25 protein-coding genes, 1 tRNA gene, 1 other RNA gene, 1 pseudogene and 1 riboswitch are annotated in these 23,682 nt (G+C 32.3%); of the genes and pseudogenes, 3 read left to right on the top strand and 25 right to left on the bottom strand.

Annotated elements, in window-relative coordinates; genetic code table 11:
• Positions 1–7: 7 nt before the first annotated feature.
• From mreD to polA, 14 genes are all read right to left on the bottom strand, one after another.
• Positions 8–496 carry a rod shape-determining protein MreD gene (gene mreD, locus IAI10_RS01090; RefSeq protein WP_315671453.1) on the bottom strand — a complete coding sequence of 163 codons (489 nt, stop codon included), beginning with the start codon at positions 494–496 and terminating at the stop codon, positions 8–10.
• Entirely contained in the window at positions 493–1,350 is an 858-nt protein-coding gene (gene mreC / locus IAI10_RS01085) for a rod shape-determining protein MreC (protein ID WP_315671452.1), read from the bottom strand. Before mreC ends, mreD begins: the two co-directional genes overlap by 4 nt.
• A gap of 2 nt (positions 1,351–1,352) precedes the next feature.
• Positions 1,353–2,366, bottom strand: coding sequence for a rod shape-determining protein (locus tag IAI10_RS01080; protein WP_315671451.1), 1,014 nt, complete (start codon positions 2,364–2,366; stop codon positions 1,353–1,355).
• 18 nt (positions 2,367–2,384) lie between these two features.
• Complete coding sequence (gene radC / locus IAI10_RS01075) at positions 2,385–3,068, bottom strand: DNA repair protein RadC (protein WP_315671450.1); 684 nt, start codon at positions 3,066–3,068, stop codon at positions 2,385–2,387.
• A gap of 14 nt (positions 3,069–3,082) precedes the next feature.
• Entirely contained in the window at positions 3,083–3,658 is a 576-nt protein-coding gene (locus IAI10_RS01070; RefSeq protein WP_315671449.1) for a Maf-like protein, read from the bottom strand.
• Between the two features lie 11 nt (positions 3,659–3,669).
• The gene (locus IAI10_RS01065; protein ID WP_396334328.1) at positions 3,670–3,927 is read right to left on the bottom strand and encodes a DUF4321 domain-containing protein; all 258 of its coding nucleotides are present in this window, start codon (positions 3,925–3,927) and stop codon (positions 3,670–3,672) included.
• 295 nt (positions 3,928–4,222) lie between these two features.
• Positions 4,223–4,915, bottom strand: coding sequence for an SPOR domain-containing protein (locus IAI10_RS01060; RefSeq protein ID WP_315671447.1), 693 nt, complete (start codon positions 4,913–4,915; stop codon positions 4,223–4,225).
• A gap of 218 nt (positions 4,916–5,133) precedes the next feature.
• The gene (locus tag IAI10_RS01055; protein ID WP_315671446.1) at positions 5,134–5,757 is read right to left on the bottom strand and encodes a C40 family peptidase; all 624 of its coding nucleotides are present in this window, start codon (positions 5,755–5,757) and stop codon (positions 5,134–5,136) included.
• A 2-nt stretch (positions 5,758–5,759) separates the two neighbouring features.
• A riboswitch (cyclic di-AMP (ydaO/yuaA leader) is annotated at positions 5,760–5,891 on the bottom strand.
• Between the two features lie 124 nt (positions 5,892–6,015).
• Positions 6,016–6,534: a GNAT family N-acetyltransferase gene (locus tag IAI10_RS01050; protein WP_315671445.1), complete on the bottom strand. Its 519-nt coding sequence runs from the start codon at positions 6,532–6,534 to the stop codon at positions 6,016–6,018.
• Between the two features lie 180 nt (positions 6,535–6,714).
• Positions 6,715–6,902: non-coding RNA, 6S RNA (gene ssrS, locus IAI10_RS01045), on the bottom strand.
• A 3-nt stretch (positions 6,903–6,905) separates the two neighbouring features.
• A tRNA-Leu gene (locus IAI10_RS01040) sits at positions 6,906–6,985 on the bottom strand.
• A gap of 111 nt (positions 6,986–7,096) precedes the next feature.
• Positions 7,097–7,666: a lytic transglycosylase domain-containing protein gene (locus IAI10_RS01035; RefSeq protein ID WP_315671444.1), complete on the bottom strand. Its 570-nt coding sequence runs from the start codon at positions 7,664–7,666 to the stop codon at positions 7,097–7,099.
• Positions 7,667–7,702: 36 nt separating this feature from the next.
• Positions 7,703–8,302: a dephospho-CoA kinase gene (gene coaE / locus IAI10_RS01030; protein ID WP_315671443.1), complete on the bottom strand. Its 600-nt coding sequence runs from the start codon at positions 8,300–8,302 to the stop codon at positions 7,703–7,705.
• 15 nt (positions 8,303–8,317) lie between these two features.
• The gene (gene polA / locus IAI10_RS01025; RefSeq protein WP_315671442.1) at positions 8,318–10,945 is read right to left on the bottom strand and encodes a DNA polymerase I; all 2,628 of its coding nucleotides are present in this window, start codon (positions 10,943–10,945) and stop codon (positions 8,318–8,320) included.
• A 282-nt stretch (positions 10,946–11,227) separates the two neighbouring features.
• On the opposite strand from polA, the gene IAI10_RS01020 reads away from it, so the two are divergent.
• Positions 11,228–11,851: a histidine phosphatase family protein gene (locus IAI10_RS01020; protein WP_315671441.1), complete on the top strand. Its 624-nt coding sequence runs from the start codon at positions 11,228–11,230 to the stop codon at positions 11,849–11,851.
• Between the two features lie 45 nt (positions 11,852–11,896).
• On the opposite strand, the gene IAI10_RS01015 is transcribed toward IAI10_RS01020, so the two are convergent.
• Genes IAI10_RS01015 through IAI10_RS01005 form a run of 3 tightly spaced genes read right to left on the bottom strand, consistent with a single transcriptional unit; the run spans position 11,897 to position 14,245 of the window.
• Positions 11,897–12,256, bottom strand: a complete 360-nt coding sequence (locus IAI10_RS01015) for a DUF1634 domain-containing protein (RefSeq protein ID WP_315671440.1) — start codon at positions 12,254–12,256, stop codon at positions 11,897–11,899.
• 2 nt (positions 12,257–12,258) lie between these two features.
• Positions 12,259–13,092: a sulfite exporter TauE/SafE family protein gene (locus IAI10_RS01010; protein WP_396334327.1), complete on the bottom strand. Its 834-nt coding sequence runs from the start codon at positions 13,090–13,092 to the stop codon at positions 12,259–12,261.
• A 16-nt stretch (positions 13,093–13,108) separates the two neighbouring features.
• Positions 13,109–14,245, bottom strand: a complete 1,137-nt coding sequence (locus IAI10_RS01005) for an ROK family protein (RefSeq protein ID WP_315671439.1) — start codon at positions 14,243–14,245, stop codon at positions 13,109–13,111.
• Positions 14,246–14,470: 225 nt separating this feature from the next.
• On the opposite strand from IAI10_RS01005, the gene IAI10_RS01000 reads away from it, so the two are divergent.
• On the top strand, positions 14,471–15,328 hold the full coding sequence (locus tag IAI10_RS01000) for a YitT family protein (protein WP_315671438.1): 858 nt from the start codon (positions 14,471–14,473) through the stop codon (positions 15,326–15,328).
• Between the two features lie 280 nt (positions 15,329–15,608).
• Here IAI10_RS01000 and asd read toward each other — a convergent pair whose 3' ends face one another.
• Positions 15,609–16,694, bottom strand: a complete 1,086-nt coding sequence (gene asd, locus IAI10_RS00995; protein WP_315671437.1) for an aspartate-semialdehyde dehydrogenase — start codon at positions 16,692–16,694, stop codon at positions 15,609–15,611.
• A 122-nt stretch (positions 16,695–16,816) separates the two neighbouring features.
• Between asd and IAI10_RS00990 the strand changes: the two genes are divergently transcribed.
• Positions 16,817–17,716 (top strand): LysR family transcriptional regulator, encoded by a 900-nt coding sequence (locus IAI10_RS00990; protein WP_315671436.1) that lies wholly within the window; start codon positions 16,817–16,819, stop codon positions 17,714–17,716.
• On the opposite strand, the gene IAI10_RS00985 is transcribed toward IAI10_RS00990, so the two are convergent.
• The 7 genes and pseudogenes from IAI10_RS00985 to IAI10_RS00960 form a co-directional block, all read right to left on the bottom strand.
• Positions 17,713–18,408 carry a YjjG family noncanonical pyrimidine nucleotidase gene (locus IAI10_RS00985; protein WP_315671435.1) on the bottom strand — a complete coding sequence of 232 codons (696 nt, stop codon included), beginning with the start codon at positions 18,406–18,408 and terminating at the stop codon, positions 17,713–17,715. The two genes, IAI10_RS00990 and IAI10_RS00985, sit on opposite strands and share 4 nt — an antisense overlap.
• A gap of 194 nt (positions 18,409–18,602) precedes the next feature.
• Complete coding sequence (locus IAI10_RS00980) at positions 18,603–19,448, bottom strand: carbohydrate ABC transporter permease (protein ID WP_315671434.1); 846 nt, start codon at positions 19,446–19,448, stop codon at positions 18,603–18,605.
• The gene (locus tag IAI10_RS00975; protein ID WP_315671433.1) at positions 19,448–20,323 is read right to left on the bottom strand and encodes a sugar ABC transporter permease; all 876 of its coding nucleotides are present in this window, start codon (positions 20,321–20,323) and stop codon (positions 19,448–19,450) included. The genes IAI10_RS00980 and IAI10_RS00975 overlap by 1 nt, the downstream gene beginning before the upstream one ends.
• A 60-nt stretch (positions 20,324–20,383) precedes the next feature.
• The gene (locus IAI10_RS00970) at positions 20,384–21,685 is read right to left on the bottom strand and encodes an ABC transporter substrate-binding protein (protein ID WP_315671432.1); all 1,302 of its coding nucleotides are present in this window, start codon (positions 21,683–21,685) and stop codon (positions 20,384–20,386) included.
• Positions 21,686–22,096: 411 nt separating this feature from the next.
• A complete protein-coding gene (locus tag IAI10_RS00965; RefSeq protein WP_315671431.1) occupies positions 22,097–22,699 on the bottom strand; it encodes a hypothetical protein in 603 nt (200 codons plus the stop codon).
• Positions 22,692–22,937, bottom strand: a pseudogene (locus IAI10_RS24615) (extracellular solute-binding protein); the annotation flags it as partial. The gene IAI10_RS00965 and the pseudogene IAI10_RS24615, both read right to left, overlap by 8 nt.
• 238 nt (positions 22,938–23,175) lie before the next feature.
• Positions 23,176–23,574 (bottom strand): hypothetical protein, encoded by a 399-nt coding sequence (locus IAI10_RS00960; protein ID WP_315671430.1) that lies wholly within the window; start codon positions 23,572–23,574, stop codon positions 23,176–23,178.
• Positions 23,575–23,682 lie beyond the last annotated feature (108 nt).

Below are 23,682 nucleotides of genomic sequence, written 5' to 3'. Positions count from 1 at the left end.
ATACTACTTAAAACCTCCATTCTTTTTTCATAAATGATTTCTGCATAAAATTATATATAATTCTATATAAAAATACGGATATTATTGTTGTGTAGATTGCTCTGTACAATATAACATTGTAATAAGTTTTTATCCCTACCACATATAAAAGCCCTACCACAATAGAAGATTTAAGTATGGACAAAAGAAAAAGTGAAAACACTGGTACAATTTTTTTTACCTTTATAATGTTTTCACCTATTATAGCTGCAATGAGACACACGCAGATGTTAGCTAATGGATTTATACCTATTATCCTAGACATATACAAATCTTGAAACAAACCAATAAATACACCAAAGATAACTGCATCAAATTTTTCACTGTTTATAGAATAAAAGATCATAAATATGAAAAGAAGACTTGGATAATACCCTTTAATAGAGAAAAAAGGCATCAAGGTATTATCCAATATGAAAAGTAAAAGTCCTATTAAAAAAATTATAATCCTTCTCATTTTATTTCATCACCCTTATATTCACTGCTATTTTTATCTTTAGGAATTACTATCAGTACTTCCTGAAGCTTATTAAAATTTACAAAAGGTTTCACAGTAGCAGTTTTCATAATTTTTGATGCATCTTCTTGAACATCAACCACTTCTCCAATTTTTACACCCTTAGGATAAATAAAATGGTTGTTATCGCTTTTGATAATATCACCTTTTTTAACAGTAGAATCTAAGGGAAGATTAGAAATTTCGCACATAAGATTGTTGTCACTGTCCCTATATCCCTTAACTATTCCTGTATCATTGCTCCCTTGAACGTAGGCAGCTATAGCAATGTTAGCACTGCCAAGAGTTTCAACTATAGAATAGCTGGAATTGGCTTCAGTAACTTGACCCACTATACCATCTTGAGTTATTACAACTCGTCCATCAATAACTCCATCCTTTGTGCCTTTATTTATGGTAAAGCTGCTTAGAAGGTCATCTCCTCTAGCTATTATTTCGCATCCTACATAATCATACTGCTGATTTGTTTTTGTAAAATTAAGAGCTTGCTGAAGTCTCTCATTTTCTGCTTTTAATTCATCATAATCATCAGCCTTACTTTGAAGATTAGCATTTTTAGCTTCTAACTGACTGTTTTGTTCCTTTATTTTTGAAAAATTAAAAACAAAGCTAAAAAAATCATTCACTTTACTGTTCGCACCATATAATACACCCTGCACCTTATTAAGAGTTGAACCTATACCATTCTCAATGGAGGTATTTTTATCCCTTTTAACTGTCACTCCAATTAATATTAAAAATGTAACTGACAGCAAAACTATTATTACTGCCAGTTTATTTCTAAAAAACTTCATATTTAGCCTCTTCTGTTAGCACTTAATTTATCAAAATACTCCAATGCCTTTCCAGCACCTAAAGCTACACAGTCAAGAGGTGTTTCTGCTACATGCACAGGCATATGAGTTTCATGATTTATTAAGCTGTCAAGTCCTTTAAGTAAGGCTCCACCACCTGCTAGCATAATTCCTTTTTCCATGATATCAGAAGCTAATTCTGGTGGTGTCTTCTCTAGGGTTGTTTTTATCGCATCTATTATAGCTGCTACAGGTTCACTTAAGGCTTCTCTTATTTGATCTTGGGTTATGGTTATGGTTTTTGGAAGTCCTGAAATCAAATCTCTTCCTTTGATTTCCATAGTTTCATCCTCTTCCAATTTGAAAGCTGAACCTAGCTGAACTTTTATAAGCTCTGCTGTTCTCTCACCTATCATAAGATTATATTCTTTCTTTATGTAGCTTATTATTGACTGATCCAATTCGTCTCCTGCTATTCTAAGAGACTTGCTTGTAACAATACCATCAAGAGATATTACTGCTACTTCAGTAGTTCCTCCGCCAATATCTACAATCATGCTTCCGGTTGGTTCATCTACTGGGAGTCCTGCTCCTATAGAAGCTGCCATTGGTTCTTCCATAAGAAGTACATCCCTTGCTCCTGCAGTTTTTGCTGCCTCGTTTATTGCCCTCTTCTCGACTTCTGTTACTCCAGAAGGATAGCATACAATTATTCTTGGACTGGTAAAATTGCTCTTTCCCATAGCCTTTGCTATAAATTTCTTAAGCATGGTCTGTGTAACATCAAAATCTGCAATAACTCCGTCCTTTAGAGGTCTTATAGCTACTATATTTCCTGGTGTTCTTCCTATCATCTTTTTAGCTTCTTCACCTACTGCCAGCACTTTTTTGTTTATGGTGTTTATAGCTACAACAGAAGGCTCCCTTAAAACTATACCTCTCCCTTTAACATATATTAGTGTATTTGCTGTTCCTAAATCTATTCCCATATCTTTAGAAATCGAAAATAATCCCATGAATAAATCTCCTTTCAATTATATGATTCCTTTGTCTTTTAAGCTTACATATATTCCATTTCCAATTATTACGTGATCCAATAACTCTATACCCAAAAGTTTACCACATTCCTTAAGTCTAAGGGTTATATTAATATCTTCATTGCTAGGAGTAGGATCTCCAGATGGATGATTATGACATATTATTATGGAAGTAGAACTCCTTTTTACAGCTTCTGAAAACACTTCTCTAGGATGAACTATTGATGAATTTACGGTACCTAATGATACGTCTTTAACAAGAGTTACAATATTTTTAGTGTTCAAATGTAACACTTTCAGCATCTCTTGCTTAAGGCTTCTCATAGATTCCATAACAATATAAGCGGCATCACTTGGCTGAGTTATTTTAAATTCCTCACCAGATTTGTAGGATTTAAGACGCTTTGATAATTCAACCATGGCAAGAATTTGAGCTGCCTTAGCATGCTTTACGCCCTTTATTTTCATAAAGTCTTCTGCACTAAAGTCCAAAAGTCCATTTATACCGCCGCATTCTTTAAGTATTCTTGCACACAAATTAATTATATTATCGCCTTGAATACCGTTTCTTAATACCACCGCCATAAGTTCAGTATTAGATAAAGTATCCACTCCATATCTAAACAATTTTTCCTGCGGTCTTTCATTTTGAGGTAAATCCATTATTTTAAGAACATTCATATTAACTGCTCCTTCTATAGATTTGCCCCCATACCCCTTAACATCTTTTTAAGCTTATTTAGCGGAAGGCCTACAACATTATAAAAACACCCATGTATTTCTTCTACAAAGGTACCTCCAATGCCCTGTATGCCATAGCTTCCAGCTTTATCCATAGGTTCACCGGTGTCTACATATTTTAATATTTCATTATCATCCAGCTTTGAAAAAACAACCTCTGTTACGGCATAATCACTTATGCTCTTACCACTTTCAGTATCTAGAACTGTAATGCCAGAATAAACCTTATGTCTATTCCCGCTGAGTATTTTTAGCATATCTATAGCCTCTTCTTTACTTTTAGGCTTTTCTAAAAGCTTATTTTGATATGCTACTACTGTATCACAGGCTAATATCAGCGCCCCTTCGTTAATTTTTTTACTAGTACTTAAAGCTTTCCCTTTGGATAATGAAATAACATAATCTTCAAAATCACCTTCAAAGCTCACACTTTCTTCGTCAAAACCACTGACAATTACTGAAAAATTTTCAGTAAGCCTCTTTAGAAGTTCAATTCTTCTTTCTGATGCCGATGCCAATACAATTTTCATATTATTCCACCTTAAAACCTTTTATAGAATATTATTGCCACAATTATACCAATTATAGACATAATATTTAATGTAAATTTTATTCCAAAAGTAATTTCTAAGATTATAAGATTAATATCTATTGGCGAAGTAGTACCTATTGTATATACGTGGCTTAAAAAATTTAGTGTACTATTGTGACCAAATAAGTTACCGATAAGCTCTCCTGCTATAGCGCCTAAGAGCACAACAAAGATAAAAAAAGCAGAAGACTTTGAAGTGTTTTTCAATTTCATCCCTCACTTTTGTTTTACATCTAATATAGTTTAACATTTAATATTAGCTTTAACAAGTGCATTGGTCTAAGAAATAACAACTTTTTTACACGGTTTTGGAATATTCTATGTAAAAAAATGAAAGAATTTCTGCAGTCTAAATTCATTTGCTAATAGTAGCTTTTTTGAGAGTAAAATATAAAGGCTATATTTCAAAATGTTAATAAATATCTACATTTTAAAACATAGCCTATACAAAAATACCATTTTATAAATATAAATTTCTAATTGCAGTTATTTTTATAGCTGTTTATGCCTTTTCACCTATTTTGCTTAAAATACTGAATATGTGTTTTAAGTAATCCTCTAAATTATCTTTATTAATTTCTTTTGGCATAGAGGCTATATATTTCTTTTCCTCCTGTACCATATCATAATCCTTTAAGCTCTTATCATTTAGCACTAATTTAGTATTTGACCAATTTTTAAGATCATCAGTAACATATGAGATTTGACCTTTTGGTTTCATAGCATTAATTATTTTCACATGCGCGTCTATAATCTCCCCCATCATTTTTACCGAATCATCCTTTACGTTAATATTAAAGGTCATTTTAGATGGAGTGAGCTGCTTGCTGCTCAAATTCTGCGAGACTTTATCTGCATCTTCTTTCTTATATATTCCTACCAAAACTCTATACTTGCCATTATCCTCCACAATGAATGGATTATTGTCATCCGAAAGTTTAGTTTTTAAAGCTGATGCATAATCTTTTACCTGAAAAAGCCCCCCCTGAAGCACAACAAAAGTATACCTTCCTAATTCTGCATTATTTTTATTAGAATCATTTCCTTTAGCCGCATCTCCCGTCCCATTTTTAAAGAATATACTTGACAGAATCGTTGCTATTACCACAGCAGCTAGAAGCATACTTACTATCATTATAAGAACAACCATTCTATCGTCTTTCTTCTTTCTAAAATCATATCTTGTGTATTTCATTTTATCACCCCTCACTCAAAATAAGTACCTATAATAAATATTTATTTTAAGTTAACATATTTTAGAACAATAAGGTGCTGATTAAAACAGAGACTTACTCACCGAATGAAGTTTTAAATAAGTGTAAAATTAACACTTATTTAAAACAGAGTCAAAAAGAAAAAACCGACTATAAAAAGCCGGATATAAGTTCAATAATAGCTATTTTAAATATCTAATTAATTTAGAAGCCTTCTGGCACCTGCATAATATCTTACATAATAATCTTCACTAAGATCACTTATTGTAACCTTATGACTTCCTGAGGATGCATGTATAAATTGTCCTTCTCCAATATAAATGCCCACATGTGATATTCCTCCGCCTTGTGCAAAGAATATTAAATCTCCTGGCGCTAAGCTTCCTTTCGAAACATTCTTACCAAAGGATGCTTGTCCAGCAGCACTGTGAGGTAATTCAATTCCTAGTGAACGATATACATAAGAAGTAAATCCTGAACAATCAAATGCCTTGCTTCCTGATGCTCCATATACATAAGGAGTTCCTATAAAACTATATGCATACTGCAATAATTTCACGGAACTACCCTGCGCATTGCTTGTCTCGCCTCTTGAGTAAGTTACATTGTCTTTATTATCAGAATTATTGACTTCTGTAACTTCCTTCTTATCCGAAACAACAATACTTTTATTAATTCCTATGGTAGCTGACCTAAGAGAGACTCCTTGAATTTTACTGATTGCTGCATCTGCTTTTACATTATAGCTTTGTAATTGTAAACATATACATATAACAATAATAAAAAACAAAGCAGCCAAAAGAAAAGTTCTAATCTTTGACATTTATAATCACTCCTCACTGCCTCCGGAGTTAGCTGTCGGGTTCGGTGGAGAAGATTCCCTACTGATAATAAATTATCAGATTAACCCCTATTTGTGGTTCCTCCGTACTAATATAGATTCGGCACAAGTAAAATTATAATTTTTATGCTTTGCAAAGTCAATAAAAAAGCTAATCATATTATGTATTTTTTTACTTTTTTATGAACTTATAAATATTTTTAACGTATAATAATAGATATGTAATTTTCAAATAAAAAATTACCCTAAAATTTCATTTCTTTTCAAAATAATCATATCCTTTTTTATATTACCGTCTTCAAAGAAATTTTTAGATACTCTTGAAAACATAAATTCATTCTTATTCCAAAAATTAAAAGCCTCTCTGCTTCCGTCCACAACTCCAGCTAGGCAATTTTTTATTCCCAGACTGGAATACAGATATTTTATTATTTCCCCAAGCACTTTACTTCCAATGCCTTTATTCCTGTATTGCCTATCTATTATGTAGCACCAAATAACAAGTTCTCCATTAGGATTAAATTCAGCCCTACCTTTAAATATTCCCAATATTTTATTTTCTCTTAATATTTTAAGAAAAATTTCATTTTCGCTTATATAGTATTCTACAAATCTTTCTCTTATCTCATCAATGTTCATCCAACTATTTTTAAAGCTTTCATCAATTTGCTCTCTCATCCAAATTTCTAGGTTATCTATATCTCGGTTATTAACACTGGATATGGATATATCATCAAAATACAACTCCATATCTAACATCACACCACCTCTTTTCTATATACTTAATTCAATAGTATAATTCTACACTGATATTAAAAATCCTTTTCTAGGAAAATTTTGTTTCAAAGAAATGCTTTAAATCAGTATAAAAATCAACACTGATTTAAAATATAGCAAAACGAAAAAGAGAGATCTCTCGATCTCTCTCTAAATATCGTTTTAAAATCCAAAATACCGGTACTCTATTTTGACCCCTATCTGTCGATAGGTGGGTGCCCTCACTGACGCTTCTATCTCAGCAATGCCTAAAAGGTCTCATAAGCAGTACATATACACATCAAAATATCGAACTCCCGCAATTGTGATGTAGGTTCAAAATAAGAGCTTAACGCATATTCCAGAAATTATGATGCGGAGAGCGGGACTTGAACCCGCATGGTCTCCCATACGCACCTCAAACGTACGCGTCTGCCGATTCCGCCATCCCCGCATAGGGTATTTCGTTTGTTACAAGTATAGATTATAATACCCTTCTATACATTTTGCAAGCACTTTTTTTCAAGATTATATATGATATTTTCTCAAATATTGTATACATTTTCTAATTTGAAAGCTGCTTTCCATAAATAAATTTATATATATTGTAATTAGTTTTAATTTTTTTAATATATTGATCCGTTTCTTTAAACGGAATATTGGTCAAGGTTTTACCATCCTTAGAATACTTTTCATTTTTAAGCCACTGCTCCACATTACCTCTTCCAGCGTTGTAAGCAGCCAGCATTAATTCATCGCTTCCAAATTCTTTTCTTAAGTTATTTAAATACCAGCATCCCATCTTTATATTTACTTCCGGATCGTAAAGCATAGATTGCTGAAAATTACTAATCTTCATTTGATCAGCAATCCACTGAGAAGTTTCACCTGTTATCTGCATAAGTCCATTGGCAGATTTATGCGATATAGCATTCTTATCATAATTGCTTTCAGCTCTTATAAGGGCAGCAACCAAATAGGGATCTATATTATATTCTTTAGAGAACTCTTTTATTATTTCTTCATGTTCTAATGGGTATGCTCGCTTCACTGCATATTTTGCTAATGAAACCAAACCAACCATAAGCGTAATAAGCAATACTGCAAGTGCGAGCAATCTTCTATTTCTATTCATACATTACCTCAATTTCATACTATTAAAAAGCCTATATTATTTATAAACATTTAATATACTTAATATTTCATCAACTTGAAGCCTTGTACTTTCTATACTTTTGCTATTATCGACTATAAAGTTAACCAATTCCTTTTTGCTGTCTAAGCTCATTTGAGAGTTTATTCTATTAATTATACTCTCTTTATCCATATTATCTCTTTGTTTTATTCTTTCAATCTGCTTATTTTTATCTACCCACACTAATATATTCATATCCATCTCTTCATGAAGTCCATTTTCTATCAGTGTAGGTGCATCTAGGATGCATACTCCTACACCTTTCTCTTCATAGGCTTTAAAATATTCATTTATTTCTTTTTTTATAGCGGGTATTAAAATATTTTCTAGTTTTTTTCTTTCTGATGGATATTTAAAAACATAATCACCTAAATATTTTCTTTTAAGATTTCCATAGTAATCAAAAAAATGATCACCAAAAATTTTTTTTATAGCTTCTTTTAAATCGGGATATTTATCCAGCACATCTCTAGCTATAAAATCAGCATCTATAATAGTCATGCCTTTTTCCATGAGCATTTTTGATACTGTACTTTTGCCTGAACCAATACCCCCAGTTAATCCTACTTTAAACACTCTCTCACCCTTCTTTTATTTGGCGTCATACCAGGTATGACCCACATTTATATCCACTTCAAGAGGTACGGAAAATTCAATAACATTCTCCATCTCTTCTTTTACTATCTTCTTAACTATTTCTTCTTCATCTTTCCATAAATTCACTATAAGTTCATCGTGAACTTGTAAAATCAATGTAGATTTAAGTTTATTCTCTTTAAATTTATTATAAACATTTACCATAGCTAATTTAATTATATCTGCCGCACTTCCTTGAATTGGCGCATTCATAGCCAGCCTATCTCCTAGTGCTTTAGTTATTTTATTTGAAGCATTCACTTCTGGAACATATCTTCTTCTATTCATTATTGTTTTTACAAAACTGTCTTTTTCAGCACTTTTTATTGTATCTTCAAGATATTTTTTAACTAAGGGATATCTTTCAAAATATGTATCCATATACTGCTTAGCTTCTTTTTTAGGTATTTTTAAATCTTTAGCCAAGCTAAAATCGCTTATTCCATAAACTATTCCGAAGTTAACCGCTTTCGCCCTGCTTCTCATAGTTTGCGTAACCTCTTCTATAGGCACTTTAAACACTTCAGAGGCTGTTTTAGTATGGATATCACTATGATGCTTAAAGGCAGATATTAAATTCTCATCCTTGGCAGCATGTGCAAGAACTCTTAATTCAATTTGAGAGTAGTCTGCTGAAAGTATGTCACATTCAGCGCTATCTGCTTCGAAAACCTTTCTTATCTCTTTCCCCATTTGATATTTTACTGGTATATTTTGAAGATTAGGTTCCGTGCTGGAAAGCCTCCCTGTAGTAGTAACAGTCTGATTAAAGTTTGAATGAATTCTGCTTTTTTCATCCATAACAGCTTTTAAGCCTTCTATATATGTAGAATAAAGCTTAGTAAGCTGTCTATAATATATTATTTTTTCTATTATAGGATGTTTATCAGATAATTCCTCTAAAACTTCTGCGTTTGTAGAGTACCCTGTCTTTGTTTTTTTGATTACAGGTAAATCAAGCTTTTCAAACAAAATTTTTCCCAACTGTTTTGGTGAATTAATATTAAAATTCTCCTCCGAAATAGCATATATCTCTTCTTGAACTTTGCCTATTTCCGAAGTGAATTTACTTTTAAGTTCCTCTAACTTTTCTGCATTAACTTTAAAGCCAATTTCCTCCATGCTAGCCAGTACCCTGCTCAAAGGAAGCTCTACTTCATAATAAAGCTTTTCCATACCAAATTCTTTAATGCTTTCATTAAGCTTTTCATACAGAAGTCCCAGCATAGAGTTCTCTTTAACTTCTAAAGCTACACCTTCTCCTAAAACATCTGTCCGCAAATAATCTCTTATTATATTTATAAGTTCATATTCCCCTTTAGAAGAATCGATTATATAAGCCGCTATCTTAACATCAAAAACTATACCTTCCAGTTCTATGCTATGCTTTCTTAGAGCGGTATAGGTGTTTTTCATGTCGTAGCCTATTTTTTTAATGCTGCCATTTTCAAATAATTTCTTTAAATTTCTTATGGTATTTTCAGAGTCTTCACTTAGCAATTGATCTATGTAAAATACGAAATTTTCGTTTTCTTGGGTTGAAAGCACTATATTTTTCAATTCAAGAGTGGAAAAATTGGTTTCATTATTTATATGAGACGTTATATATACCATGCTTTTACTTATTAACTTATTAATAGCCACCTCCAGGTTGCCAATGCTGCTAACTTCCTGAAAATCTATTTTTTCTTCAGCTTCTTTTTTTATATTGTCATTTTCTTTCTTAGGCAGTCTGTCAATAAGACTTTTAAATTGTAGCCTAAAAAATAGCTTTTTAATTTCTTCTACATCATAATCTTCTTTAGATTTTATGTCTTCCATATCTATTTCTATCGGTGCATCTACTACAATTGTGGCAAGCTTCTTGCTAAAAAAGGCGCTTTCCATATTTTCCACAAGATTTTCTTTTAACTTTTTCCCTGATATTTTATCTATATTCTTATAAACTTCTTCTATGCTTCCATATTCTTTGATTAATTTAAAAGCAGTTTTTTCTCCCACTCCCGGCACTCCAGGAATGTTGTCTGAAGCATCTCCCATAAGTCCTTTTACATCTATAAACTGAGTTGGAGTTACTCCAAACTCTTCTATCATTCTTTTTCTATCATAAATCTCTTTTTCTGTTATTCCTTTTTTAGTTATCACAACTTTTATATTTTCACTAGCCAGCTGAAGCGCATCTCTATCTCCGGTTACTATGTAAACCTCTATACTCTTATTTTCAGCAAACTTAGCTAAGGTTCCAATTAAATCATCTGCCTCAAATCCGTCAATCTCAAAGGAATTTATGGCAAATAGTTTAAGCATATCCTTAACCAATGGAAATTGCTGTGCAAGCTCCTCCGGCATTTTCTTTCTTCCGGCTTTATATTCATCATACTCCTTATGCCTAAAGGTAGGAGCTTTTCTATCAAATGTAGAAACTATATAATCCGGTTTTATTTCATCTTGTATCTTTAAAAGCATATTAGTAAATCCAAATACAGCATTAGTGTAAATGCCTTCTGAATTTGTTAGAGGGGGCAATGCGTAAAAAGCTCTATTTAATAAACTATTTCCATCCAAAATAACTAATCTTTCCATACTATTTCCTCCAAAATTTATTTGAGGCTGCACAATATTTTATATGTATGTGCAATTCCATAAATCATTTATTATTTTACCCTTTATTTATATTTTAGTCTATAGAATCAAATCATAATAAATATTTAATTAAATTCTATTGTAATCCTTCTCTTTCCTTGACGATATTTTGCTATATTGCTACACTTTAATTATCACAAAAGACTTTTAATTTTTTAGGTTTTAATGTAAAACATAAAAAATTTCATATATCTATTTCATTTTAAAAGGAGCAGACAAACTATGATTACAAGATTATTTTTAGTAAGACATGGAGAAACCGATTGGAATAAACTCGGAAAATTTCAAGGTAGCACTGATATAGAGTTAAATGAAGCTGGATTAAAACAAGCAGAATATGTAGCTCAGCAGCTTATAAATAAATTTGATGCAATATATTCCAGTCCATTAAAAAGAGCTTATAAAACAGCTGAAACGATTGCTAAAAGTAAGGACATTAAACCTTTGATATGCCCAGGTATAACAGAAATAAACTTTGGAGATTGGGAAGGCTTAACCGTCAGCGAGATAGAGCAAAATTTTCCCAAAGAATTTGCTTTGTGGAAAAAAGACACTGTGGAAGGGCCGATTTGCGGGGGAGATAAGAGTATAAAGCTGGCTTGCGAAAGAGCAAAAGCTTCAATTATGGATATAGTAAATTCAAACTTAGGCAAGGATATCGTTGTGGTGGCTCATGGAGGAATAATAAAAGCTGCTCTCATAGCAATATTTAATTGGGATATCAGCATGTATCACAAAATATTTTTAGGCAACACTTCTATCAGCGAAATATATTTTACAGATGAGTTAAAACCAGTTATCGTTACAATTAACGATACTCATCATCTTAAATTAGATTACAATTAATAGTGAAGGAAGGAAAATTTACATTTTTCCTTCCTTCATTCATTGCTATTCGACCTTCCCTAATAGAAAACTTACTATAAGTATAATAAAGACTAAAGCAGTTATCTTAGCATAAAGGAAGTCTTTTTCCTTAATAAATACCAATATAGATATCCCTACTCTAAACACAGGTGTAAGTATTAAAAGCATAAGTCCCGTAAGAATTATAGCATAGGCTTTTAAAGACGCAAGTCCTTTGAAAATTTCAACAGGAGTCTTAGGAAAATACTCTCCGTTATATCCGCTATTGCCTGTAAAAATAAATATCAAAAATCCCAAAGCTATAACAGCAGCACTGAGCATAACTCCAAATTTTAAAAACCTGCTTATGGTTAACTCCATTTCTTCTAATTCTTTGTTTTCCATAATTATAACCCAACTCCTTTAAAAATCATCTGTAAAGATACGTATACAAGTACAGGTATAAAAATAATTCTTATAGTCTTGCTTTTTAAATTTTGCATAATTTTTGTTCCGCCATTAGCTCCAATAAGCACGCCCAAAGCAACAGGGGCAGCAATTTTAGGATCTATAGCACCTCTTAAAAGATAAACCCCAGCACTGGCTGCTGCCGTTACTCCTATCATAAAATTGCTGGTGGCGCTGGATACCTTTAAGGGCAACTTCATAAATAAATCCATGGCCATAACCTTAAAAATACCACTTCCGATACCTAACAATCCAGATATAACTCCAGCTACATACATCATTCCAAATCCACCATATACACCAGTTACATTGTATTTTATATCCTTTTGCAGCACTTTGTCATAATAGCTGCCATTAAGTTTTAGCTTATCAGCAAGCGGATGAGGAGTGATATTTTGCGGTATCTCTTGATTCTTTTTTTTAAACATCATTATAGCTGAATACAAAAGTATGATGCCGAAAATAATATACAGATACTTAGGGGATATAAGTCCGCTGACAAAAGCTCCTGTTATAGCTCCAGTAGTGGTAGCTATCTCTAAAAACATGCCTACTCTTATATTAGTTATCTTATCTCTAACGTAAGCTACAGCTGCTCCGCTGGAGGTAGCTATAACTGAAACAATACTTGCTCCTATGGCATATTTTATATCTATGCCAAAAAATACAGTTAGCGCAGGGGTTATTATTATTCCGCCTCCAAGCCCAAGTATAGCTCCAAAAACACCTGCTAATATAGATAGAATAAATATTTTAAATGCAATCAAAACCAAAATCCATCACTCCTTCCTAAATATCCTCACCTTTATATTGCTGCATTATTCTATAAAAAGCAGAATAAGCAGCTCCTACTGCCATAGACTTGTTTTCAAAATATCCTCCTCTAATAAATTTCACTTCATATCCAGGAGATTTCTTCAAGGCTGTACTAGTGGCAAAATCATAAAAAATATTAGAATTATTTATTAGCGGACCGCTGAGTATTATAAGCTGCTGATTTAACATTTTTATAAAGTTTGCCATTACTGTTCCAAAGTATACAGCTGCATCTTTTATTATGTACTTTGCAATTTCGTCATTCTCTTCAGCTAAATCACAAACATCCTTATAGGTAATTTCTGCGCCTTTCTTCCATTTTTTCATCTCACTGATATATCTATTCTTTATCTTTTCTATGGATACATAATTCTGAAGGCATCCGTAATTTCCACACTTACACAGCTCACCATCAATGTCTATGATATTATGTCCCAAAGCATCTTCCATAATATTTTTTACAAGTTTGCCATTGCATATACTGCCTGTTCTTATACCTACACCACAATTTATATAAGATACGTTTTCCATTCCTTTTCCATGACCTATATGATGTTCCAGCATAACTGCAGCACTGGCTCCATGTTCAGTAAAAATCGGTATATTAAGCTTTTCGCTTAATTTTTTTTCTATGGATATTATATTGTTCTTAATTTTCTCTTCTATTCCCACAATACTTATTCCAATTCCAATAACCTTAAACAAAGGTGATATTCCATTGTAAATACTTATTATTTCTTCAGAGATTATATTAACATTCCTCTCATATTCAAAAGCTGCCTGAAGCTGTTTATATTTAATAACATTCATTTTTAAATCAGTAACTACTATATCCACATAAGTTCTAGAAATATCCACTCCTATAAGATAGTATTTGTTTATGTTTACATCAAATACTGTTGGCCTTCGCCCTCCAGTAGATTCTCCAACTGCCGTATCTACTACCAAATTATTTTCCATTAATATTTTCATACTGCGGAGAAGTGTACTTTTTTTCATTTTGGTAATATGTAAAAGTTCAGAATTAGTATAGGATCCATTTACGAATATTAAGTCAAACAGTCTTAAGCATCTATTATCAATATCCTTAAATATTTCTTCGTCTTTCACTGCAATTCCACCTCCACATATATGCTACCACACTTTATTTAATTTTGAAACAAAGTTTTCATCAGTATAGTCAAATATTAATATATATTCATATAAAATTTAGATATTGTTTTAAAAATTTTTTCTCAAAATTGGCTGCTAATATGTTATCATTTACTTATATATATAATTTAAAACCATTCTGTCTGCTTGCAAATTCAACTTAAATATGAAAGAGGGTCTTACATGAAAACATATACAAAAATACTTCATAATAATTTATCAAAAATAGTATTAATACTCGTAGGATCAATTTTAGCTGCTATCGGTCTAGAAATATTCTTAGTTCCTAATAATGTAATCGACGGAGGCGTAGTTGGTATTTCTATAATGGCAAGCTATCTTACAAACATACCATTGGGGTTATTTACTTTTGCATTAAATATTCCCTTTTTTATAGTAGGGTACAAGCAAATCGGTAAAACTTTTACTTTGTCTACTTTATTTGCAGTAAGTTGCTTCTCTATAGCAGTATCTTTTTTACACCCTATTCCCGGGTTAACTCACGATGTTTTATTAGCCTCAGTTTTCGGAGGAATAATCCTCGGTACCGGAGTCGGAATAATTATAAGAAATGGCGGTTCCTTGGACGGAACTGAAATAGTAGCAATAATTTTAGATAAAAAACTAAGTTTCTCTATAGGAGAAATTGTTATGTTCTTTAATTTATTTATATTGAGCAGTGCAGGTTTGGTTTTTGGCTGGGACAGAGCCATGTATTCCCTTATAACCTATTTCATAGCTTTCAAAGCTATAGATATAGTAGTGGAAGGTATAGATGAATCAAAAGCTATAATGATAATCTCTGAAAAACACGAAGACATATGCGAAGCTATAATGTCAAGACTTGGCAGAGGTGTAACTATATTAGATGGGAAAGGTGCCTACAAAGGCTCTCCAACTAACGTGCTTTACGTAGTAATATCCAGATTGGAAATCTCTAAGCTAAAATCAATAGTCCAAGGTTTTGATGAGGATGCTTTGGTAACCATAGGCAGCGTAGAAGTCTCAGGGAAAAAATACAAAAAAAGAGCTATACATTAGAAAAAAGGGCTGTTGCAAAAAGATTATTTATTTTAAGATATTAAGATAAGTTTAGTAAATGATATATTTCAATTAAGAAGTAAGAGGTAAAAATTAATAGTTATTGAGGAAATTGTCTCTTTATGAGCCGATTTCTTTAACTTATAAGCTTATAATAAATTCAGCAAGGCTGAATTCTTACCTTCACTTTTAATTATTAATTTTTAATCATTAATCTGTTCTTATCTATTTCTCTCTAAAATAACTTTATCTTCATTGAGCAATAGCCATTTTTATAAAACTACTTTCTAGTTATATAACCATGATATTTCAAAAATTCTGCTGTAAGAACTCCGCCGCCGGCAGCTCCACGCATGGTATTGTGGGATAAACTTACAAATTTATATTGATATATCTTATCTTCTCTAAGTCTTCCTACACTTATACCCATCCCATTCTCGAAATCTCTATCCAGTTTAGTTTGAGGTCTGTTTTCTTCCTGAAAATACTGAATAAATTTCTTAGGAGCACTCGGAAGATTCTTAACAGCATCCGGAATTACATAGTTTTCCCACAAATCTATTATTTCTTCCTTTGAAGGCTTATTCTTAAAATTTACAAAAACCGCTGCTAAATGTCCGTCTGTTACAGGCACCCTTATACATTGTGTGGTTATTATTGGAGATTTTGCATTAACAATCCCTCCGTCCTCTATGGTTCCCCATATTTTCAAGGGCTCTTTTTCACTTTTTTCTTCTTCTCCGCCTATATATGGAATAACATTGTCCAGCATCTCTGGCCAATCATTAAAGTTCTTACCCGCTCCAGATATAGCTTGGTAAGTACATGCAACTATAGTTTCTGGTTCAAATTTCTTAAGAGCACTTAATGCAGGCACATAGCTTTGTATAGAACAATTAGGTTTAACTGCTATAAATCCATTTTTAGTCCCTAATCTTTTTCTTTGAACATCTACTATTTCCATGTGATGCCCATTTATCTCTGGTATTATCATAGGTACATCGCTTTGCCATCTATTAGCTGAATTATTGGAAACTACAGGTGTTTCTCTCTTAGCATAGCTTTCCTCTAAAGCCTTAGTTTCTTCTTTACCCATAGAAACTGCACAGAATACAAAATCTACTTTATCACATATATCATCTACTTTTGCCGCATCCATTAAAATCATATTTTTAACTTTCTCAGGTATTGGTTTTGCCATTTTCCATCTGTTTTTAACAGCTTCCTCATAAGAAACTCCTGCTGATTTAGGACTTGCAGCTAATACTTCTATATTGAACCAAGGATGATTCTCCAAGAGACAAATAAATCTTTGTCCTACCATACCTGTAGCCCCTATTATTCCAACCTTTAATTTACTTTCCATAAAGTTTTCCTCCCCATAAGAAATTGATTATTCAATATATATATGTTACCATAATAATATGCATTAGTAAAATTGATAATTTCTATAATTATCTTCAATAATTTTGATAAGGATGATATTCAATGGATTTAAAGCAACTAAATACTTTTCTCACCATCGGCAGATTAAATAGTTTTACTCAAGCTGCTGAAGAGTTAGGTTATGCACAATCTACCATAACAACTCAAATTAAACTTTTAGAAGAAGAATTAGGCATACGCCTTTTTGATAGAATAGGTAAAACCGTTACGCTGACACACGAAGGAAAGAAATTAATTCCTTACGCAAAACAGATGATAAAATTATCCACTGATATTAAAAATATAGTTGGAAATCCAGAAACTCCAAAAGGCACTCTAACCATAGGTGCCGCAGAATCTTTATGTGTTATAAGGCTGCCCGAAATATTAAAAGAATACAGAAAACTTTATCCCGAAGTGGAGGTTTCCTTAAAATTCGGCAGCTGTGCAGATTTCAGGCATTACCTGAGAGACAACATTATAGATGTAGCTTTTTCCTTAGGCACAAGAATAGTATCCGAAGATTTTATAGCCTCCGTAGAGGTTGATGAACCTATGCTGCTTCTTGCCGCCCCAGGAAATCATATGTTGTCCAAGAAAAATATACAACCAGAAGATATTGAAAATGAACCTTTAATTCTTACAGAGATGGGCTGCAGCTATAGGGCTGTATTCGAAAATATTTTAAGCGAGAACAACTTGAAACCAAATACTATTTTAGAAACTGGAAGTGTTCAAGCTATAAAGCAATTCACTATGAGCGGTCTCGGCATAACTCTTCTTCCTAAGATAGCTGTTTACGAAGAGATATCTCAAGGAAGATTGATTCCGCTGGACTGGAGTGGACCAGACTTCGGAATCGTATCTCAAGTACTATATCACAAGGATAAATGGTTATCTCCAGCACTTAAAGCATTTTTAGAGCTTTCAAGCAAATTTATTAAACAAAGCACAAAAATCTAATTATTTTCTAACATTAACTCTAGCAATTCACTAAGCTTGTGGATTTCAAAATCACTTTTAATTTCATTAGTATTTTCTAATAGGCGAGGGTTATACCAGCAGGTAGTTATATTTGCGTTTATCCCTCCCTGTATATCTGCAGTAAGAGAATCACCAACCAATAGGATTTCATCTCTATCAACCTCTCCTATTTTCTTAAAGGTATAATCAAAAAACTCCAATTGAGGTTTTTGATATCCAGTATCCTCTGATATAATCATATCATTTATATAAGCTTTTAATGCAGAATTTTCCAATCTTCTTTTTTGAGTTTCAGAAATTCCATTAGTGACTATTATAAGCTTACACTGGGTGCTTAAAATTTTGCATACCTCTTCTGCCTCATCCATTAAAAATATGCCATTTCCTAGCTCGTCCATATAATCTTTATTAAACAGTTCAGCATCTCTTGCTACCTTCATTATCTTAAAAAGCTCTTCAAATCTTTTGGTTTGCAGCTCATCCTTTGTCACTAAAGCCTTTTCATAATCAAGCCAAAGCTGTCCATTTATTTCTCTATACTTATTATGTATATAATCTTCATATTCAATACCGTTACGTTTCAAAGCATTTATAAGAGCAACCTTCTCAGCTTTATCATAATCAAACAATGTATTATCCGCATCAAATAGTATCACCCTGTATTTCCCCATCTTCATCACCTTCCCTTAAAAATCTTATAATGACTATAATCTAATCTAAATAAATTGTCAAATATATAGCAAAAGGCTATGTTTTAAAAGAATGCTGATATAGGCTTTTGTCGCTTTTAGCATGTTTTTTTCAGAACCCATGGATGAAACTTCAAAAATAATATCAACATTTTAAAACAGAGCCTTATTAAAAATCACTTTACCGAACCTGCCACAAATCCATTGTATATATATTTTTGCAAAAGCAAAAACACCATAGTTGTTGGTATCATGATCAATATTATACCCGCACATATCACATTCCACTGCCCTCCATAGGGTCCCATGAATTTGTATAACGATAAGGACAGCGTCTGAAGATCTTGATCAGGCATATACAAATAAGGTATATAGAAATCATTATAGATTCCAACTCCTTTAATTATTATTATGGTAGCAATAGCTGGCTTTAAAAGCGGCAATATTAATTTGTAGAATATATAAAAATATGATGCTCCTTCCAGCATGGCAGCTTCATCTAAGCTTATAGATATAGAATCCATAAATTGCATCATTATGTATATACTCATAACATCCGCCCCAAGGTATAAAACTATGGCGGACCATCTTGTGTTAAAAAGTCCTAAACTATTTATGATTTTAAAGGTTGTTACTTGAGTTGTTACCATAGGTATAAGCATAGCCGCTAAATAAAGCAGCAAAATAAATTTCTTACCCCTGAAAACAAACCTATGCAGTACAAAAGCAACCATAGCTCCAAATAACACTATACCTATCAATGCTATTATCATTATTATCGCCGTATTTATAAGCCCTTTTAACATTCCTCCAGTTATAAATGCTGTACTAAAATTTTCAAAATACAGAAAGTTTTTAGGTGGTGATATCTTAGAGGTAATATCAAACTCATTAGCGGTCTTAAAAGCTCCAAATACAACTACTAAAATAGGTACAATAAAAACCAGAGCAAAAAATATTAATGAAAGATACTTAATAAATATCAAAAAATATCTTTTCAGCATATAGGCACTATTATTCATTATGCTTCCTCCTTAAATAGACTCTGCTGCAGGATAGTAACAACAGCTACTATTAGCAAAACAATGACAGCCATAGCTGACGCCAAACCTACTCTATTAAATTTGAAAGCTGTATAAACAGTCTGAATTACGAAGGTCATACTATTATTAGCTCCTCCCGTCATTATAAATGGTATCTCGAAAACGCTTATAGCTCCCGACACATTTAATATAAGCGCCAACTGAACCATTCTCTTAACACTTGGGAGAAGTATGAATCTTACCTTTTGCCATTCATTGGCGCCATCTATATCAGCTGCCTCCAGCACTTCACTTGAAATTGATTGAATTGCTCCTAGAAACACAATAAAATTAAATCCCATATATCTCCATATGGATACAAAAGCTAAGGATAAATTAATTATATGTTCATTTCCTATCCATTCTCTTATTAGAGCTCTTAACCCTAAAAGTTTCAATATGCTATCCAAAGTTCCATCAGGCCTAAAGAAAAATATGAAAATAAGAGAAACCGCTACACTATTTATTAAATACGGAAAGAAAAACAGAGCTTTAAAAGTGTTCTTCCACTTTGTCTTTGTACTTAACACAGCAGCTAAATAAAAAGCTATTATTAACTGTATTATTCCTCCAACAAAATAATAAACACTATTTTCGAATACAGTAAAATAATCTTTGTTAGTAAAAACTTCAATGTAATTATTAACGCCAATCCATTGTTTATTTGGACTAAAGCCATTCCAATCATAGAAGCTATACCTCACCATATTGAAAGTAGGTATATAGGTAAATGTGATCAAAAATATTAATGGAATAACTAAAAATAATGTTATAAGTATATTCTTTTGTTTTTTATAACTAAGTTTTGAAAACATAAAATCACATCCTTTGGCAGCAATAGATAAAAATTAGGGGAATTCCAATTCCCCCAATTTTTAATATCCTAACTTTTTCTTTGCATCTGACCATTTTTTATTTAAATCATTCAATACATTTATATAGTCAGTTTGACCTTTTTTAGCCGCTAGAGCTACCTGCTGTTCATAATCTCCGCCGCCATTTATATCTACTCCCGAATTATCTGCAATCTTCTGTCTCTTATCAGATTCGGTATCTGAGGTTACTATAGTAATAAGCTGAACTCCTGAAGACAAAAATTCTTTTATGACAGAATTTGAGGATGCTTTGCCTGTTTTAGAAGGTATAAAACCCTGAGTATCAGCGTAATCAGAATTAATGAAATCATATAAAAAAGCTTTAGCTTCTTTTATATTTTTACTATTTTTATTTACTCCCATGAATAAATCCGGACTTGAAACAGAATATGTTTTTCCAGAGTTATCTATGGGAAATGCCATGTATCCTATATCATCTTTATTGGTTGCTTTACCCTGAATTTGTGAAATAGCCCAAGTTCCTAGAGGCATCATAGCTACTCTTCCTTGACCCAAATCAGATTTTGACTGCTCCCAGTTAGTTGTAGTTATATCCTTTTCTACCCATCCGCTATTTACAAATTTATATAATATATCCATAGCAGTTCTCAAAGGCTGACCTGCAGCAAAAGGTTCATTGATTTTAACTACATCATTCCATAGTGTTCCGGCTTTTGAAGCAGTCATACCTACAGTATCCCAAGCAGATAAGGGCCATTTATCTTTAAAGTTTGTAGCAAGAGGTATAATTCCTGCTGCATTAAGTTTGCCTGCTGCTGCATATAGATCATCTAAAGTAGTAGGAAGCTTATCTATTCCTGCCTTTTTAAATGCCGCCTTGTTATAAACAATTCCTGTAGCACTTAGGCCGTAGGTTAAACCATATACAGTGTAATCATTGCTGTTTGCATTCTTTACAGCATAAGTTGTATTATATGCATAGTCCTTGTTTTGGGCATCTGTATTTTTACCCAGCGGTTCAAAGAACTGCGGCAAATCACTTACAGATATTCCTGTAGGTATGCACAGCACATCTCCATAATTCTTAGAATTCATTCTTACCTTAACATCATCATAATAATTTGTTATGGCTTCCCACTTAATATTTACCCCTGTTTTTTCTTTATATTTCTTCGCATAATCCTTTAAATAAGTATCTACAATATCTGTTCTATTAGTAAGTACAGTTAAATTCACAGTGCTGGTTCCTGGAGTTCCTCCTTCGGATGTCTTTTTGTTACATCCAGCGAATATTCCAAGAGCTATCTGAACAGACATTAGTAATGCTATTACTTTTTTCATATCTATTACCCCATTTCTTATTTGTTATTCTTCGAATATATTTTTATCATTTTTAAGCTTTATATACTTTTAAGTAATAAAAAATGCATTCGCCATCTTCATGACAAATGCATTTTTTATTTTATTAACTACACTGTTTATTAAATATGGAAAAAAGAATAACGCTTTAAATACTTTTTGACCTTTTATCTTAGTATTAAGCATTACCGCTAAATAAAAAGCTATTATCAGCTGAATTATTCCTCCTATGAAATAATACAAACTATTCCTAAAAACAATGTAATAATCAAAATCTTTTGATGCTTATAATTAAGCTTAGAAAGCATATTCTCACATCCTTAAATAAATTATAATTTTCTTTCAAAATATCTTTTGTATAAAAGTAAGGAGGAAAATATCCTCCTGCTTCAATTAGTATTCTAATTTTGTCTTTGCGTCAGCCCATTTTTTATTCATATCATTCATTAGATTTGCATAATCTGACTGACCTTTTTTAGCTGCTAAAGCTACATTTTGTTCATAAGCTCCACCACCATTTATGTCAACTCCTGAATTGTCAGCTATTTTTTGTCTCTTATCTGCTTCATCACCATTTTTTCCATCTTTTGTTGTTATAAGCTGAACTCCTGAAGATAAGAAGTCTTTTATAACAGTATTATTAGATGTCATTCCTTTTTTAGCTGGGATAAATCCTTGAGTATCTGCATAATCAGAGTCTAAGAAAGAATATAAGAAATCTTTTGCTTCTTTTGTATGTTTGCTATTCTTATTTACAGCAAAGAATCTATCTGCACTTGATACTGAATATAAGCTTCCAGAATTATCAGTTGGAAATGCCATATATCCTAAATCAGTCTTTGAAGCTTCCCAGTTTGAAGTAGTTATATCTTTTTCTACACAGCCGCTATTTACGAATTTATACAATATGTCCATAGAAGTTCTCATAGGTTTTCCTTCTGCAAACGGTGCTGAATCGTCTTTAATTGTATTCCAAAGATCTCCGTCTTTAGTCAACTGCATCCCAGCTAGACAATGGCCACTTGTCCTTAAAATTGATTGCCATTAGTATGATTCCAGCAGTATTAAATTTTGCAGCATCTGCATATAAATCATCTAAAGTTTTTGGAGTAGCTGTTATTCCAGCTTTTTTAAATGCAGCTTTGTTGTATACAATTCCTGTAGTATTAAGACCATAAGTTAAACCGTATACAGTATAGTCTCCTGATGAGTTGTTAACTGCATCCTGTGTGTTGTAAGAATAGTCTTTATTCTTAGGCTCTGTTTTAAATCAGTGTTGATTTTTACACTGATTTAAAACTTCCTTCAGTTCGTTAGGCTATGTTTTAAAATGTTGATATTATCGTTTTAGTTCTAGGAACTCTTGGGGATTGCGACTTATAATTGGCGTAATTTTGCCCAGGACGGGCAAAGCAATTTTAGCACCATGGACGGCGCAGTAAAATTGGTAGCCAATTATAACAAAGCAACCCTTAGAGTTCTTTTACGAAAAACGCCTTTATCAACATTCTTTTAAAACATAGCCTATTCTTATCGTCTGTATTTTTTCCAAGGGGTTCAAAGAAGTTAGCAAAGTCGCCTGTTGCAACGCCACTAGGAACCAATAATACATCACCATAATCACTTGAATTCATTTTTACTTTTACGTCATCATCATAGTTAGTTATGGTAGTCCATTTTATAGTAACTCCTGTTTTCTTTTTATATTTGTCTGCATAATCTTTCAAATACGTGTCCTGTAAATCTGTTCTATTGAAAAAAACACTTAATGTAATATCTTTAGATCCGCTTCCTCCTGGCTTACTGCCACATCCAGAAAGTATTCCAGCGGCAACTGCTGCTGTCATAACAATAGCTAATACTTTTTTCATAAAACTCCACCACTTTATTAAATACATTGTATATGTTTTCATATGTCGATATATTACTTAACAAGTTTTGTTCGTCCTTTACTTTTTACTGCATATTGTTACTTTGTT

Source organism: Clostridium sp. 19966, assembly GCF_032335695.1.
Classification (GTDB): Bacteria; Bacillota; Clostridia; order Clostridiales; family Clostridiaceae; genus JACTOJ01.
The sequence above is the reverse complement of the archived record's forward strand: the minus strand, read 5'-3'. Positions and strand labels throughout refer to the sequence as shown.

Coding starts and splice junctions, on each gene's coding strand:
- mreD (WP_315671453.1), bottom strand. CDS start 496: ATGAGAAGGATTATAATTTTTTTAATAGGACTTTTACTTTTCATATTG.
- mreC (WP_315671452.1), bottom strand. CDS start 1,350: ATGAAGTTTTTTAGAAATAAACTGGCAGTAATAATAGTTTTGCTGTCA.
- IAI10_RS01080 (WP_315671451.1), bottom strand. CDS start 2,366: ATGGGATTATTTTCGATTTCTAAAGATATGGGAATAGATTTAGGAACA.
- radC (WP_315671450.1), bottom strand. CDS start 3,068: ATGAATGTTCTTAAAATAATGGATTTACCTCAAAATGAAAGACCGCAG.
- IAI10_RS01070 (WP_315671449.1), bottom strand. CDS start 3,658: ATGAAAATTGTATTGGCATCGGCATCAGAAAGAAGAATTGAACTTCTA.
- IAI10_RS01060 (WP_315671447.1), bottom strand. CDS start 4,915: ATGAAATACACAAGATATGATTTTAGAAAGAAGAAAGACGATAGAATG.
- IAI10_RS01055 (WP_315671446.1), bottom strand. CDS start 5,757: ATGTCAAAGATTAGAACTTTTCTTTTGGCTGCTTTGTTTTTTATTATT.
- IAI10_RS01050 (WP_315671445.1), bottom strand. CDS start 6,534: ATGTTAGATATGGAGTTGTATTTTGATGATATATCCATATCCAGTGTT.
- IAI10_RS01035 (WP_315671444.1), bottom strand. CDS start 7,666: ATGAATAGAAATAGAAGATTGCTCGCACTTGCAGTATTGCTTATTACG.
- polA (WP_315671442.1), bottom strand. CDS start 10,945: ATGGAAAGATTAGTTATTTTGGATGGAAATAGTTTATTAAATAGAGCT.
- IAI10_RS01020 (WP_315671441.1), top strand. CDS start 11,228: ATGATTACAAGATTATTTTTAGTAAGACATGGAGAAACCGATTGGAAT.
- IAI10_RS01015 (WP_315671440.1), bottom strand. CDS start 12,256: ATGGAAAACAAAGAATTAGAAGAAATGGAGTTAACCATAAGCAGGTTT.
- IAI10_RS01000 (WP_315671438.1), top strand. CDS start 14,471: ATGAAAACATATACAAAAATACTTCATAATAATTTATCAAAAATAGTA.
- asd (WP_315671437.1), bottom strand. CDS start 16,694: ATGGAAAGTAAATTAAAGGTTGGAATAATAGGGGCTACAGGTATGGTA.
- IAI10_RS00990 (WP_315671436.1), top strand. CDS start 16,817: ATGGATTTAAAGCAACTAAATACTTTTCTCACCATCGGCAGATTAAAT.
- IAI10_RS00985 (WP_315671435.1), bottom strand. CDS start 18,408: ATGGGGAAATACAGGGTGATACTATTTGATGCGGATAATACATTGTTT.
- IAI10_RS00980 (WP_315671434.1), bottom strand. CDS start 19,448: ATGAATAATAGTGCCTATATGCTGAAAAGATATTTTTTGATATTTATT.
- IAI10_RS00975 (WP_315671433.1), bottom strand. CDS start 20,323: ATGTTTTCAAAACTTAGTTATAAAAAACAAAAGAATATACTTATAACA.
- IAI10_RS00970 (WP_315671432.1), bottom strand. CDS start 21,685: ATGAAAAAAGTAATAGCATTACTAATGTCTGTTCAGATAGCTCTTGGA.
- IAI10_RS00960 (WP_315671430.1), bottom strand. CDS start 23,574: ATGAAAAAAGTATTAGCTATTGTTATGACAGCAGCAGTTGCCGCTGGA.